Origin of the sequence: Rahnella bonaserana (assembly GCF_019049675.1) — a bacterium.
Classification (GTDB): Bacteria; Pseudomonadota; Gammaproteobacteria; order Enterobacterales; family Enterobacteriaceae; genus Rahnella; species Rahnella bonaserana.
The window spans coordinates 37196-51428 of the sequence record NZ_JAFMOW010000059.1 but is presented as its reverse complement, the minus strand read 5'-3'; the positions used below and the strand labels follow the sequence as shown (position 1 = coordinate 51428).

At 53.9% G+C, this 14233-nt stretch carries 10 protein-coding genes and 2 tRNA genes; 7 read left to right on the top strand and 5 right to left on the bottom strand.

All coding sequences use genetic code 11. From position 1 onward, the window contains the following. Position 1 precedes the first annotated feature (1 nt). The 3 genes from J1778_RS08965 to J1778_RS08955 all read right to left on the bottom strand — a co-directional run bounded on the left by J1778_RS08965 (position 2) and on the right by J1778_RS08955 (position 3768). Positions 2-991 carry an ABC transporter permease gene (locus tag J1778_RS08965; protein ID WP_217172879.1) on the bottom strand — a complete coding sequence of 330 codons (990 nt, stop codon included), beginning with the start codon at positions 989-991 and terminating at the stop codon, positions 2-4. Then, a complete protein-coding gene (locus J1778_RS08960; RefSeq protein ID WP_217172878.1) occupies positions 984-2504 on the bottom strand; it encodes a sugar ABC transporter ATP-binding protein in 1521 nt (506 codons plus the stop codon). Before J1778_RS08960 ends, J1778_RS08965 begins: the two co-directional genes overlap by 8 nt. A gap of 277 nt (positions 2505-2781) precedes the next feature. After that, the gene (locus J1778_RS08955; RefSeq protein ID WP_217172877.1) at positions 2782-3768 is read right to left on the bottom strand and encodes an autoinducer 2 ABC transporter substrate-binding protein; all 987 of its coding nucleotides are present in this window, start codon (positions 3766-3768) and stop codon (positions 2782-2784) included. Positions 3769-4545: 777 nt separating this feature from the next. On the opposite strand from J1778_RS08955, the gene J1778_RS08950 reads away from it, so the two are divergent. The 5 genes from J1778_RS08950 to astE are packed head-to-tail and all read left to right on the top strand — an operon-like array spanning position 4546 to position 10753. Further along, complete coding sequence (locus J1778_RS08950; RefSeq protein WP_217172876.1) at positions 4546-5766, top strand: aspartate aminotransferase family protein; 1221 nt, start codon at positions 4546-4548, stop codon at positions 5764-5766. 28 nt (positions 5767-5794) lie between these two features. Then, on the top strand, positions 5795-6868 hold the full coding sequence (astA, locus tag J1778_RS08945) for an arginine N-succinyltransferase (protein ID WP_217172875.1): 1074 nt from the start codon (positions 5795-5797) through the stop codon (positions 6866-6868). Next, positions 6865-8343: a succinylglutamate-semialdehyde dehydrogenase gene (gene astD / locus J1778_RS08940; RefSeq protein ID WP_217172874.1), complete on the top strand. Its 1479-nt coding sequence runs from the start codon at positions 6865-6867 to the stop codon at positions 8341-8343. Before astA ends, astD begins: the two co-directional genes overlap by 4 nt. 10 nt (positions 8344-8353) lie before the next feature. Further along, positions 8354-9697: an N-succinylarginine dihydrolase gene (gene astB / locus J1778_RS08935; RefSeq protein ID WP_217172873.1), complete on the top strand. Its 1344-nt coding sequence runs from the start codon at positions 8354-8356 to the stop codon at positions 9695-9697. Between the two features lie 18 nt (positions 9698-9715). Further along, positions 9716-10753, top strand: a complete 1038-nt coding sequence (gene astE, locus J1778_RS08930) for a succinylglutamate desuccinylase (RefSeq protein ID WP_238484639.1) — start codon at positions 9716-9718, stop codon at positions 10751-10753. Positions 10754-10884: 131 nt separating this feature from the next. On the opposite strand, the gene J1778_RS08925 is transcribed toward astE, so the two are convergent. Beyond that, positions 10885-10974: transfer RNA gene (locus J1778_RS08925), tRNA-Ser, on the bottom strand. Positions 10975-11170: 196 nt separating this feature from the next. Beyond that, positions 11171-11260: transfer RNA gene (locus J1778_RS08920), tRNA-Ser, on the bottom strand. Between the two features lie 396 nt (positions 11261-11656). Here J1778_RS08920 and J1778_RS08915 point away from each other — a divergent pair. Both J1778_RS08915 and ghrA read left to right on the top strand, forming a co-directional pair. After that, entirely contained in the window at positions 11657-13138 is a 1482-nt protein-coding gene (locus J1778_RS08915; protein WP_217172872.1) for a peptide MFS transporter, read from the top strand. A gap of 123 nt (positions 13139-13261) precedes the next feature. Then, positions 13262-14203, top strand: a complete 942-nt coding sequence (gene ghrA / locus J1778_RS08910; protein WP_217172871.1) for a glyoxylate/hydroxypyruvate reductase GhrA — start codon at positions 13262-13264, stop codon at positions 14201-14203. The last annotated feature ends 30 nt before the right edge of the window (positions 14204-14233 follow it).

Here is a 14233-nt window from a genome sequence, read left to right as displayed (position 1 = left end):
GTCACATCCCCTTTGCCAGTTTGCGTTTTTCATTCCACGCGGTGCTGCTGATGCTGACCAGAATGATCACGCCGCTGAATACCTGATGCCAGTAAGACGAAATACTCAACAGAGTCAGGCCGTTTTGCAGGAAGGCCAGCAGCATCACGCCCAGAATGGTGCCGGTGAGCGAGCCGCGCCCACCGGTCATGCTGGTGCCGCCTAACACAACTGCTGCCAGTACCGTCAGTTCATATCCGAGCAGGGAATTCGGTGCTACCGACTGGGTGATTTGCGCCTGAACCACTGCAGCGATACCCGCCAGTAATCCCATAAATCCGTAGACGTAAAAATGCAGCCGCAGGATGTTCAGACCGAGGCGCGAGGCGGCGTCACGGTTGCTGCCCATCGCGTAAATCTGACGCCCGACACGGGTGCGGTTCATCAGCACACCGGTGGCGATAATGACGCCCAGCAGACTGAGTAACGGCAATGTCAGGCCATAGTCATAACCGTCGGCGGCAGTAAAGGAGAACCAGTTAATACCGTTCATAAACCAGTCGGGGAAGCCGTACAGCCAGGTGCCATTGGTCAGATACACCAGCAAACCGTAGAACAGGTTCAGTGTGGCAATCGTAATGATGATGGCCGGAACGCGAAGCCAGTACACCAGAAAACCATTGACCAGCCCCAGCAGTAAACCTGTGCCCATCGACATGGCAAACGCCAGCGGAAAACTGCCGCCGTGATGGATGATGTAACTCGCCATCACGTACTGTCCGATAGAGGTCACAGCCGGGAAAGAGATGTCGATGCCGCCGGCAATCAGCACCACGAACAGGCCGCAGGCCAGAATGCCGAGTATGGCGTAACTGGTGGCGACGTCGGTGAGGTTACCGAGCGTCATAAATTCACTGGTGCTGATGCTCAGGCCGATGACCAGCAGCAGTACCAGTAATCCCAGCCAGAATTCGTGCTGAGAAAACAGTTTCGAGAGAGATTTATTATCCATTGATCGCCTCCGCAATCTGCGCTTCGCTGCTCTGGTGCGGCGCGAATTCCGCCACCAGCTGGCCTTTGCGCATCACCAGCACGCGGTGACTGTTGTAATAAGCTTCCGGGATTTCATCGCAAATCATCAGCACCGCCATACCGGACTCCGCCAGGTCGCGGGCGATGCGGTAAATCCCTTCTTTGTTGGCGATATCGACGCCGACGGTAGGGGAGTCGAGGATCAGGATATGTGGCTGCGTCGCGACCCATTTGGCGATGGCGATACGCTGCGCATTACCGCCGGAAAGCGTCTTCACGGGTAAGCCGCTGTCGGAAACTTTAATGTTCAGGTCACGGATAAGGTCTTTCACCACTGATGCCGCTTTGCGGTGATCCATCAGCCCGGTGCCGGTGTGCAGCTTGTCGAAAATCGACACCAGCGTGTTGTCGTAAATGGATTGCTCCATGATCAGCCCCTGCGTCAGACGGTCTTCTGACACATAAGCGATACCGTGGCGGATGGCGTCGCGGTTGCTGTGAAATTTCACCGCATTGCCGTTAACGCGGATTTCACCGCTGTCCGGCTGGCTCATGCCAAACAGGCTCAGACAAAGTTCGGTACGCCCCGAACCCAGCAGGCCGATAATCGAGGTGATTTCGCCCTGGCGCAGTGACAGCGAAATATCCTGATACTGGCCTTTACGGCTCAGATGGCTGACTTCCAGCAGCGGCGTCACGTCGGCGGGTGCGCGGTGCGGCAGATGACTGTAGGTAAAACGCTGTCCGGTCATCAGGAACGCCAGCTCATTGCTGTCGAGTTCACTGGCCGGATACGTGCCGACCAGTTTGCCGTCGCGCATCACGCTGATACGGTCGGCGACTTCCATCACCTCATCGAGACGGTGGCTGACAAACACCACGCAGATGCCCGCGGCTTTCAGCTCATTGACCACGCGCAGCAGGCCGTTAACTTCGGTGCGGGTCAGCGACGCGGTGGGTTCATCCATGATGACCAGGCTGGCGTCAGCGGCGATTGCGCGGCATATTGCCACTAACTGGCGGTCTGCGATCGAGAGTTTTTCGACTTTACGGTCCGGATCGAGAGAAACACCGACCCGTTGCATCGCCGCGACAGCTTTTTTGCGCATTGCCTCGCGGTGTACCCAAAAATCACCGCCTGGTAAATAACGGTGAATGGCAATATTTTCGGCCACCGATAAATTCGGGAATAAAGATAAGTCCTGATAAATAACCTGGATGCCGTAATAAGAAGAAAGTTGCGGCGTCAGGGTATGAAATAGTTTTCCGTCGAGCGTAATCGCCGCGCCTTTTTCCGGCTGGTATACGCCTGAAATAATTTTAATAATGGTGCTCTTGCCGCAACCATTCTGACCGGCGAGACAATGCACTTCGCCCTTATTCAGCGTCAGGCTGACATTATCCAGCGCTAATACGCCGGGGAATTTTTTACTGATTTTTTCGAGGCTGATAAAGGCCTCAGCAGGGGCAGGGGACGTGCTGAGAGTATTCATCGCAATCCTTACAACATACCCCTCATACTTCGTGCTGTGGATGCGTTGGCTGCACTCGCTCACCTGAATCACTTACATATGTAAGCTCATCGGGATTCACTCATTTGCCGCCTTCCCACAACTCAAATTATTTAGGGTATAAGTTTCAATGTCTGATTAGAAATTCAGATACGGCACAGCAAACATCGCCGTATCTGTTTCTATTTGCCTGGTGTGGCGCTGGAGATAAATGTATCTCCGGTAAATATCCGATAAATAAAAGAATTAAAAAGCTAAATCAGAAGCCGAGTGATTTCGCATTCTCTGGTGTCACTTCCAGAATTTTATTAAAGCGGATCACGTGTTTATCCATATCCACATCAGCTTTGCCTAAAACTTCGATGCTCAGGTCTTTGGTCACTTCTTTGCCCTGCAGCAACTGGTCGGCGACGGTAACTAAGGCGTAGCCGGCATCTTTCGGATCCCACAGCAGCACTTTCTTCACATCACCGCGCATCAGGTATGGCGCAGCCTGAGCAGGCATGGCGATACCGACCACCGCGATTTTGTTTTTCGCACGTTTCTGCTGAACGGCCTGACCGGCACCAATCGGGCCGAGCGAACCGAAACCGATAATCCCTTTCAGGTCAGGATAGGTTTTCATTAAATCGAGCGTGGTGGAGTAAGACTTATCGATGTTTTCTGCCACCGGCAGGCGTGAAGTGACTTCATGCATATCCGGGTATTTTTCTTTCTGATATTTAATTGCGGCATCAGCCCAGGCGTTATGCAATGGCACGGTCAGGGAACCGACATAAATGGCATAACCACCTTTGCCGCCCATGTCTTTCGCCAGCTCATCCATATTGGCCTGCGCATATTTCTGACTGTCGATGGTTTCGATATCCCACTGACCAATCTGCTGGTCCGGTGATTCATGCGTTAACACCACAATGCCCTGGTCGCGCGCTTTCTTCAGCACCGGTTCAAGCACTTTGGCATCGTTTGGCACCACGATAATGGCGTCGACTTTTTTGGCGATGAGATCTTCGATCACCTTAACCTGCTGCGCCGGATCCGGCGTGGAAGCGCCCACCTGATAGGCGTTAACATCCAGTTTTTGCGCAGCTTCTTTTACGCCGACTTCCATGCGGGTGAACCACGGAATGCCGGTAACTTTGGCGACGACGGCAATGTCATAGGGTTTGGCGGCGAATGACGGTGTTGTGAATAACATGCATGCTGAAACCACACATGCACTGACTAATGCGAGGTTAAATTTCATGTCGGTACCTTTCTTATGATGTTCTGTTCTTGTGTAGGGGAACGGGCAGTGGTCATTTATTCCACACTCAGAGATTAACTTAACGGGAAAGCGCTTTTCGCGGGGTCGTGAAGAGAATGTGATCAAAGCCCTTAATTGTTAAATTAAGTGACTGTTTATGTGAAAATAAAGTTAATTAAATCCTTCGAGCCCATCAGGTTGTGCCCGGAAGATCAGCGTTACCGATAACAATGAAACAAAATTGGATCAAATAATTAACAAATTAAACACATGAGAAAGGCAGGACACAGATTTTCCAGACAGAAATGCGGGACGCAGATTTTTATTTGTGCAGAGTGTGAACCGGGTCACAGGGCATAACTGCGCCAGAACGGTGCGACGTTGCACCTTTATCGGGCTTTGCACGTGCCGGAGTCAGAACGGATACGCGCCGGATCACAATCCTGCATAAAAGATGAAGTCAGAAATGAAATTATTTCCCTGCATAGTCATTCCCGGGGCCTCGTTGCTGCAAAAGGGGATTTTTTCATTTATTCATTTTTTATGCATTTAAAGTGAATAACAGGCGGTATTAAGTGGTTGTTTTTTCTCGAGGTCACTTTTTTTATTCACTTTTTTCCTTTGCTGGCATGAAGGCTGCACTCTATGATGTGACTAAGTGAGATTATTTATTAACTTTTAAATAACAAACTAATAACCAGAATTCCTGCTGGTATGGGGGGCGGACGCCTGCACCCTGAATTCAGCCAGTCACTGGCCTTACATTAAGAGGTTTATATGGAACACCAACAGCAGCCACAAAACGTCAGCCGCCAGAACTTTGATGACTGGATGGTGCCGGTATATGCCCCTGCGGCATTTATTCCCGTGCGTGGTGAAGGATCCTGGCTGTGGGATCAGACGGGCAAAGATTATGTCGATTTTGCAGGCGGCATTGCCGTGAATGCGCTGGGTCATGCGCACCCTGAAATCCGTAAAACACTTCATGAACAGACGGATAAAGTCTGGCATCTGGGTAACGGTTACACCAATGAACCGGTGTTGCGGTTGGCGAAACAACTGATCGACGCCACCTTTGCTGACAAAGTATTTTTCTGTAACTCCGGCGCGGAAGCCAACGAAGCTGCGCTGAAACTGGCAAGACTGTACGGCAATAAAACCGGCGGCGAAAAGAATGAAATCATCGCCTTCAAAAATGCGTTTCATGGACGCACGCTGTTTACCGTAACAACCGGTGGTCAGCCAAAATATTCCGAAGATTTCGCGCCCTTACCGCAGGCGATTACCCATCTGCCCTTTAACGATCTGGCCGCTGTCGCCAGCCATATTTCCTCCCGCACCTGCGCGGTTATCGTTGAACCCATTCAGGGCGAGGGCGGGGTGGTGCCGGCTGACGCTGAATTTCTGCAAGGACTGCGTGAGCTGTGTGACAGACATCAGGCGGTGCTTATTTTCGACGAAGTGCAGACCGGCGTCGGACGTACCGGTGAGTTGTATGCCTATCAGCATTACGGCGTGGTGCCGGATATTCTGACCAGTGCCAAAGCGCTCGGCGGCGGTTTCCCGATTGGTGCGATGCTGACCACTGACCGTTATGCCGTGTTATTCCAGCCGGGCACCCACGGCACCACCTACGGCGGTAACCCGCTGGCGACAGCGGTGGCAGGTAAGGTGTTTGAGATGATTAACACGCCGGAAGTATTGGCCGGCGTCACTAAACGCCATGAGTGGTTTGTCGCGGGTCTGAAACGCATCAACGACCGTTATCAGGTGTTCAGCGAAGTGCGCGGGCAAGGTTTGCTGATCGGCGCGGTAATGAACGCGCGTTATCAGGATCAGGCCAAACAGCTGAATACGCTGGCGGCAGAAGAAGGACTGATTGCGCTGATTGCCGGCCCCAACGTGCTGCGCTTTGCGCCTTCACTGATTATTCCGGGCGCAGATATTGAAGAAGGGCTGAACCGCCTTGAGCGAGCCGTTGCGCGACTGTGCGTATGATCCATTGGGTAAATAGAGGTAGAGCATCATGATGTTGATTCGACCTGTGCGGCCCGGCGATCTCGCCGATATCCTGCAGTTATCAGGCAAAACCGGCATCGGTTTAACGTCTTTGCCCAAGGATGAAGCGCATTTACGCGGGCGCATTGAGCGCTCGGTGGCGACCTGGGAAGGTCGTCTGGATAAAGGCGAACAGGGCTATCTGTTCGTGCTCGAAGACACCGAAAAGAAAAAAGTGGTCGGCGTCAGCGCGATTGAAGTGGCGGTCGGACTCAGTGAGCCGTGGTACAACTTCCGCCTCGGCACGCTGGTCCATGCCTCTAAAAGCCTGAATATTTATAAGCCGGTACCGACGCTGTTTCTCAGCAATGATCACACCGGTTATACCGAGCTTTGCACGCTGTTTCTCGATGCTGATTACCGCAACGGTAAAAACGGTCAGTTGCTGGCGAAAGTGCGTTTCCTGTTTCTGGCAGCGTTCCGCGAATACTTCTCCCGCAAGGTTATCGCTGAAATGCGCGGTGTCTCCGACGACAGCGGTCATTCGCCGTTCTGGGACAGCGTGGGGCGGCATTTCTTTGGTATGGAATTTGCCGAAGCCGATCGGCTGACCGGCATGGGGCAGAAATCCTTTATTGCTGAACTGATGCCAAAACATCCTTTATATACTGAACTGCTCAGTCATGAAGCACGTGAAGTGATCGGCGAAGTGCATCCGCAGACTGCGCCAGCGCGTGCCGTGCTTGAAGGCGAAGGGCTGCGTTACGAAGGTTATGTGGATATTTTCGATGCCGGTCCGACGCTTGAAGGCGAAATTGATCAGTTACGCGCGGTGAAAGAAAGCCGCCTGTTGCCGGTGCGTTTGGCGGAAAATTCCGGCGATGGCGATGAGCCGCTGTATCTGGTCGCCAATGAGCAATATCAGAACTTCCGTGCCCTGCTGGTTCCGGGGGGCGAAACGCCGGATAACCTGACGCTTAATGCCGCAGAAGCCGAAATACTTGGCCTGCGCGAAGGCGATACCCTGCGCGCCGTGGCGCTTTTCCCCGGCAGCACACCTCCTCCTGCTACCCAAATTCTCAAAAAGGAAAGTCTCGCATGATGCAACCTGCACTTTTTATTCAGGGCCAGTGGCGCAGCGGACAAGGCGCGCAGCTCAACAAAACCAATCCGGCGGATAACACGTTGTTATGGTCGGCGCTGAGCGCCAATGCAGAAGATGTCGAAGCCGCCTGTACGGCAGCGCGCACGGCATTTCCGGCGTGGGCGCGTAAAAGTGTGACTGAACGCGCTGAAGTCATTCAGCGTTTCGCGGATTTACTCACTGCAAACAAAACCCGGCTGGCGGAAATCATCAGCCAGGAAACCAGCAAACCACGCTGGGAAACGCTGACCGAAATTCAGGCAATGATCGGCAAAGTGGCAATTTCACTGGAGGCTAATCAGCAACGTACCGGGGAAAAACACACCGCCATGCCTGACGGTGAAGCCGTATTGCGCCACCGGCCACACGGCGTGCTGGCCGTTTTTGGCCCGTATAACTTCCCCGGACATCTGCCGAACGGACATATTGTCCCGGCCTTACTGGCGGGTAATACGCTGGTGTTCAAACCGAGTGAACTGACGCCGAAAACCGCGGAAGAAACTGTGAAACTTTGGCAGCAGGCTGGGCTGCCGGAAGGGGTGCTGAATCTGGTGCAGGGCGGTCGTTCGACGGGGGAAGCGCTGGCGGCCTGCGGCAATATCGACGGGTTGCTGTTTACCGGCAGCGCAGGCACCGGTTATCAGCTGCATCGGCAACTGGCCGGTCAGCCCGAAAAAATTCTGGCACTGGAAATGGGCGGCAACAATGCGCTGATTGTTGAGCCGGCAGAAGACATTGATGCGGCGGTGAACCTGACCATTCAGTCGGCCTTTATTTCTGCCGGGCAGCGTTGCACGTGTGCACGTCGCCTGCTGGTAAAAGAGGGCGCGGCGGGGGATGCGTTTATCGCACGTTTGCTCGACGTGACCATGCAACTGCGTGTTGGCGGCTGGAACGATGATCCGCAGCCGTTTATGGGTGGCGTCATTTCTGACGCGGCGGCACGCAATATGCTGAAAGCGCAGGATGAATTACTGGCGCTGGGCGGAAAACCCTTGCTGTTGCTGACACGTCCGGATCCGCTCAATACCGTGCTGACGCCGGGTATCATCGATCTGACTGGCGTGGCGGGCATTCCTGATGAAGAATATTTTGGTCCGTTGCTGGGCATTTATCGCTACAGCGATTTCGATCATGCCATCGTCCTCGCCAATCAGACACGCTTCGGCCTGGCAACCGGACTTATCTCTGCTGAGCGCTCTCAGTTTGAGCAGCTATTATTGGAAGCAAGGGCAGGCATTGTTAACTGGAACAAACCGCTGACCGGCGCATCAAGCAACGCGCCTTTCGGTGGCATCGGTGCTTCAGGCAACCACCGTCCAAGTGCTTATTATGCGGCGGATTATTGTGCCTGGCCGATGGCCTCGCTGGAAACAGACAAGCTGGAACTCCCTGCGACGTTGTCGCCTGGTATTGATTTCCGAACAACCTGAGGAGACAGGAATGTCTGGATGTGAAGCAAATTTCGACGGATTAGTCGGGCCAACGCACCACTATGCGGGGCTGTCGTTTGGCAACGAAGCCTCGACCAAAAATCAGAATGCAGTAGCGAATCCGCGTCTGGCGGCTAAACAGGGCTTACTGAAAATGAAAGCGCTGGCTGACCTGGGTTTTGCGCAGGGAATTTTGCCACCGCATGAACGTCCGCATCTGAGCACATTGCGTAAAATGGGTTTCGGTGGCAGTGACCGTGAGGTGCTGACCAAAGCGCAGGCTTATTCGCCACGTTTGCTGTCATCGCTGAGTTCTGCATCTGCCATGTGGGTGGCGAATGCGGCGACCGTTTCGCCTTCCGCGGACAGCGCGGACGGGCGCGTGCATTTTACCGTCGCCAACCTGAACAATAAATTCCACCGTGCGATTGAGGCAGAAACCACCTCTGCCATTTTGCGCGCGACGTTCCACGCGGATAAATATTTCGCTCACCACGACGCACTGCCGCAGGTGGCGGCGCTGGGGGATGAGGGAGCAGCAAATCACAACCGTTTATGCGGTGCCTACGATAAACCCGGTTTACAGGTTTTTGTTTACGGGCGTGACGGGCTGATGACCGGCGAAAACGAACCGGTGCGCTATCCGGCGCGTCAGACCCGTTTAGCCAGCGACGCGATAGCGCGTTTGCATCAGCTTGATGAGAAGCGCACGGTGTTTATTCAGCAAAATCCGCACGCCATCGACAGCGGCGTTTTTCATAACGATGTGATTTCTGTCAGTAACGGTAACGTGCTTTTCCATCATGAACAGGCGTTTGTCAATTCAGAGAAAGCACTGGCCGAAATCCGCAAAAAAATGACGGCGCTGGAGCTGGATTTCTTACCCGTTGAAGTGCCTCAGTCAAAAGTATCGCTCGACGATGCGGTGGCGACCTATCTGTTTAACAGTCAGTTGCTGAGCAAGACGGACGGAAAAATGATGCTGGTGGTGCCGGAAGAGTCGCGCCAGCACCCCGGCGTATGGGCGTATCTGTCGGAGCTGAAAGACAGCGGCGGACCTGTCGATCAGATTGAAGTGTTTGATCTGCGCGAAAGTATGCGTAACGGCGGTGGTCCGGCGTGTCTGCGCCTGCGTGTGGCGCTCAACCGCAACGAACTGAATGCGGTTAACGTGGCTTCGCTGATGAACGACAGCCAGTTCACACGGCTCAATACCTGGGTGGATGCCCATTATCGTGACCGGATGCAGGCCAAAGATCTGGCCGATCCACAGCTTCTGACGGAAGTGCGTACCGCGCTTGACGAACTGACCAATATTCTCGGGCTGGGTGCGATTTATCCGTTCCAGCGCTGAACCTCAAAGGAGTGAGATATGTTTGATTTGCTGGCGACGACGCTTTCCGGCGATGCCCTGACAGAGCCTGCCGGACAAACCGAAACGCTGGACTGGCAATGGCGCGGCGAGGGGATCCTCGAGCTGTCACCGCGTTATCCCTGCGTGGACGCGGTAGTGATCTCCGCCGGTATTCACGGCAATGAAACCGCGCCGGTGGAGCTGCTCAATCAACTGGTCGCTGAACTGCTTTCAGGCCAGCGGCAGTTACGGGTCAGATTGCTGGTCTTACTGGGCAATCCTCCTGCAATGCGTATCAATAAGCGATTTATCGACGCGGATATGAATCGCATGTTTGGCGGGCGTCATGCGCGTTATACGCCCAATGATGAAAGCCGCCGGGCGCAGGAACTTGAACAGGTGATGGCGCTGTTTTACCGCAGTGCCACTGCGGCGGGAACTACGCAGCGATTCCACTATGATTTGCACACGGCAATCCGCGGTTCAAAGCATGTGCGCTTCGGGCTGCTGCCTTTACAGACACGGGCGAAAAGCGAAGCGATGCTCGCCTGGCTTGATGCCGCCGGACTGGATGCGCTGGTGCATCACCGGTCGCCGGGCGGTACTTTTACGCATTTCAGCAGTGATGTTTTTCAGGCCGACAGCTGCACGCTGGAGCTGGGCAAGGCGCTGCCTTTTGGCACTAACGATCACGCGCAGTTCACCGGTATTCGCTGCGCGCTGGAAACGCTGGTCAGCGGTGAACCCTTGCCTCCCCGTGAAGCCGACGCGCCGCTGGTGCATTACCGCGTGGTGCAGGATGTGATCCGTTCAAAGGAAGATTTTGAGCTGTTTGTCCCGGCAGATGCCCTTAATTTTACGGCCTTCAGCAAAGGTTTTGTTATCGCGAAGGAAAGCGGAAGAACTTATGAAGTGGAAGCAGACGAGGAAGTCGTGCTGTTTCCCAATCCGAACGTCGCGCTGGGGTTAAGGGCAGGGCTGATGCTGGTACCCTTCATCCTTCACGCTGCAGATGCGTTGGCTGCATTCAGTCCCCCGAATCACTTACGTAAGTAAGCTCATCGGGATGCCTTCATTTGCCGCCTTCCTGCAGCCTGAATTATTTTGGGTATCGGTTTTCGCGTCGTCCAGGTGTAATACAAAAGAAAAAGGGTCCTGATTTTCATCAGGACCCTTTTTCTTTAATTTGGCGGTGAGAGAGGGGTTCGAACCCTCGATACGATTTCTCGTATACACACTTTCCAGGCGTGCTCCTTCAGCCACTCAGACACCTCACCGTGTTCGTTACAGCGCAAGCGTTGCAACGGGGCGCTACTATAGGGAGACAGCCGCGAAGGGTCAAGAAAATTTTCGGCGTTTTGTGTCAGACGCTCAGACTCTGCGCAGGGGATCCCCGTTGATACGCTGACTGGTTTTTGAAACGCCCATAACAAAAAAGGTCCTGATTTTCATCAGAACCTTTTTTGTTTAATGTGGTGGAGAGAGAGGGGTTCGAACCCTCGATACGATTTCTCATATACACACTTTCCAGGCGTGCTCCTTCAGCCACTCAGACACCTCTCCAGTCGCCGGCTGCACCGCAGTGCTGCTGACCGGCGCTAATGTAGGGAAAAGTGAGGTCAGCGTCAACACTCTTTTGCAGGTTCCATGCCGTTTAGACAAACTTAGAGCAATCTGATGATTTAAAGAGCAAAAAATGCGTTAAGGATGAACAACCGTTATCTGGTTGCCTGATGTGATTAAATTTGCTTATCAGAATGAATAAATAATTAGCAATTTTGCATAAAAGCACAATTATCCCGCAAACACTTTTTGTTACGGCGAAATAGCAAGATATGTTGTGGTAATCGCGGGCGGTAGCGGTATAACAATGCACTGTTAAAAAATGCTTCGCATAAGAACTGTACAAGTCACCAATTGAAGCAGAGTTTGTATATCACATAAGGACAGGGGTTATTCTTGAGTCAGTCAAATAACGCGACCACGTCGCCACACCGGACGGCAATTCCTGCCGGGGCGGGCACATTATTCTTCGTTCAGACATTCGCGACGCTCGGCTTTGCGGTGCTGTATTCCACGCTGGTTTTATACGCCACCAAAAAACTCGGCTTCAGTGAAGATAACGCCAACGCCATCATGGGCGTGTTCGGCGCATTCAACTACGGGTTGCATATGTTCGGCGGCTATCTGGGCGGACGTTATCTCAGCAACCGTAATCTGTTCGTGCTCGGCATGGTGTTGCAGGTGTTAGGCTGCGCGCTGATTGCGCTGGAAGGCGTGACAGGTTTGTACTGGGGGCTGGCGATGTTCCTGACCGGCAGCGGACTGAATGTCACCTGCCTGAACATGATGCTGACTCAGCGCTTTGCGCCGGACGATGACCGCCGTGAATCGGCATTCCTGTGGAACTACGCCGGGATGAACCTCGGCTTCTTTATTGGTTTCGCGGTTGCCGGTTATTTCCAACTGAGTGAAAACTATCGCGCGCTGTTCCTGTTCGCCACGCTGGGCAATGTGGCGGCGATTGTCGTGACGCTTTCCCGCTGGTCGATTCTGGCTGACATCAGTACACCGCTTAAAGAGGTCAGCCGCAGTCAGTGGTTGCGCCGGCTGGCCGTCGGTATTGCCATCCTGATCGTGCTGGTGCCGGTGATCCGCATGTTGCTGACCCACGCAGAATTCAGCAGTTACTTCGTGGTGGCACTGGGAGTGGTGATTTTTGCGCTCATGACGCTGGTTACGTTCCGCCATCGTAATGCCGATGAGCGTCGCCGCATGAAAGCCTATCTGCTTCTGGCGCTGGGTTCACTGGTGTTCTGGATGTTGTATCAGCTCGCGCCAATGGGGCTGATGCTGTTCTCTGAACACAACATTGACCTGAACGTTTACGGTATTCGCGTCGCACCGCAGTGGATCCAGAACATTAATACCGTGGTGATCGTCATCGGCGGGCCGCTGATGGCGCTGTGGTTTAACCGTCTGCGTCAGCGCGGCTGGAACATTGATATTCCGGCGCAGTTTTCGGCTTCCTTGTTCTGTATGGGGCTGGGGATGCTGGTTCTCCCGCTGGGTATTCATCTGGCGGGCGGCGACGGGCTGGTGGCGTTTAAATGGATTGCCATCAGCTATATATTGCAAAGTATCGGCGAACTGCTGATTTCACCCATCGGTTACGCGATGATCGGCAAACTGGCGCCTCCGCGTTACCAGGGCGTGATGATGGGCTGCTGGATGATGGTGACAGGCGTGGCATCAGTGCTTGCGAGCTACATTTCCGGGCTGATGCCGCAAAATGCTGGCAGTACGCCGGTCTTGACCAATCCGGGATACAGTCAGGTGTTTAACGCACTGGGCTGGGGTTCTGTTGCGACGGGTGTCGTACTGCTGATTCTTATTCCGCTGCTGCGCCGGATGATCCACCGCGAGCCTGCTGTGGCCTGATTTTTGTCGTCACAACATATCCTTTCACAAGCCCCGTTCTGCGGGGCTTGTTCTTTTTTACATCACAGGGTTGCATCCCGATGATATTCAGGGAAATCTATCAGTCCACAGGAGGCTTCCCCGATGAACATTATTTTTTACCACCCTACATTTGATGCAAAGCCCTGGATTGAAGGAATAACAAAAAGATTACCGCAGGCCAACGTACGCGTGTGGAATGCCGATGATCATGAACCCGCAGATTACGCCCTCGTCTGGCGACCGCCGTATGCCATGCTCGCACCGCGCACCATGCTGAAAGGTATTTTCGCGCTGGGGGCGGGCGTCGATGCCATCCTCACACAAGAACAGCGTCAGCCGGGCACATTGCCTGCCGGTGTGCCGTTACTGCGCCTGGAAGATACCGGCATGGCATTGCAGATGCAGGAATATGCGCTGGCCAGCGTACTGCGTTATTTCCGCCGGATGGACGAATATCAGCTGTTCCAGCAACAAAAACAGTGGCGTCCCCTTTCGCCGCATTCACGCAGTGAATTCACCATCGGTATTCTCGGTGCCGGCGTACTCGGCAGCAGCGTGGCGCAGGCGCTGGTGGATATGCAGTTTACCGTGCGCAGCTGGAGCCGCAGCGCCAAGTCGCAGGAAGGTGTGCAGAGTTTCTATGGTGACGATCAGCTGGCGACTTTTGCCCGCGGTTGCAAGGTGCTGATAAATCTGTTGCCAAACACGCCGCATACCGCCGGTATTCTCAATCATCAACTGTTCACAAATCTTTCGCATAATGCGTATCTGATTAACCTTGGCCGGGGCGGACATCTGGTGGAAGGCGATTTGCTGCGCGCCCTCGACAGCGGTCAGATAGCCGCTGCCTCACTCGACGTTTTCGTTGAAGAGCCGTTGCCGGGTATGCACCCGTTCTGGTCACATCCGCGCGTGAGCATTACGCCGCACGTCGCTGCTGATACGCTGCCGGAACAAGCGATGGACAGCATCGTCAGCAATATTCTGGCGATAGAAGCAGGGCAAGAGCCGAAAGGGCGTGTCGATCTCGGTCGGGGTTACTGACGTTCATCTGCTAACATTATAATTGCTGCG

Excerpts from the sequence above, each read along its gene's own strand:
- J1778_RS08965 (WP_217172879.1), bottom strand. The coding sequence starts at position 991 with ATGGATAATAAATCTCTCTCGAAACTGTTTTCTCAGCACGAATTCTGG.
- J1778_RS08960 (WP_217172878.1), bottom strand. The coding sequence starts at position 2,504 with ATGAATACTCTCAGCACGTCCCCTGCCCCTGCTGAGGCCTTTATCAGC.
- J1778_RS08955 (WP_217172877.1), bottom strand. The coding sequence starts at position 3,768 with ATGAAATTTAACCTCGCATTAGTCAGTGCATGTGTGGTTTCAGCATGC.
- J1778_RS08950 (WP_217172876.1), top strand. The coding sequence starts at position 4,546 with ATGGAACACCAACAGCAGCCACAAAACGTCAGCCGCCAGAACTTTGAT.
- astA (WP_217172875.1), top strand. The coding sequence starts at position 5,795 with ATGATGTTGATTCGACCTGTGCGGCCCGGCGATCTCGCCGATATCCTG.
- astD (WP_217172874.1), top strand. The coding sequence starts at position 6,865 with ATGATGCAACCTGCACTTTTTATTCAGGGCCAGTGGCGCAGCGGACAA.
- astB (WP_217172873.1), top strand. The coding sequence starts at position 8,354 with ATGTCTGGATGTGAAGCAAATTTCGACGGATTAGTCGGGCCAACGCAC.
- astE (WP_238484639.1), top strand. The coding sequence starts at position 9,716 with ATGTTTGATTTGCTGGCGACGACGCTTTCCGGCGATGCCCTGACAGAG.
- ghrA (WP_217172871.1), top strand. The coding sequence starts at position 13,262 with ATGAACATTATTTTTTACCACCCTACATTTGATGCAAAGCCCTGGATT.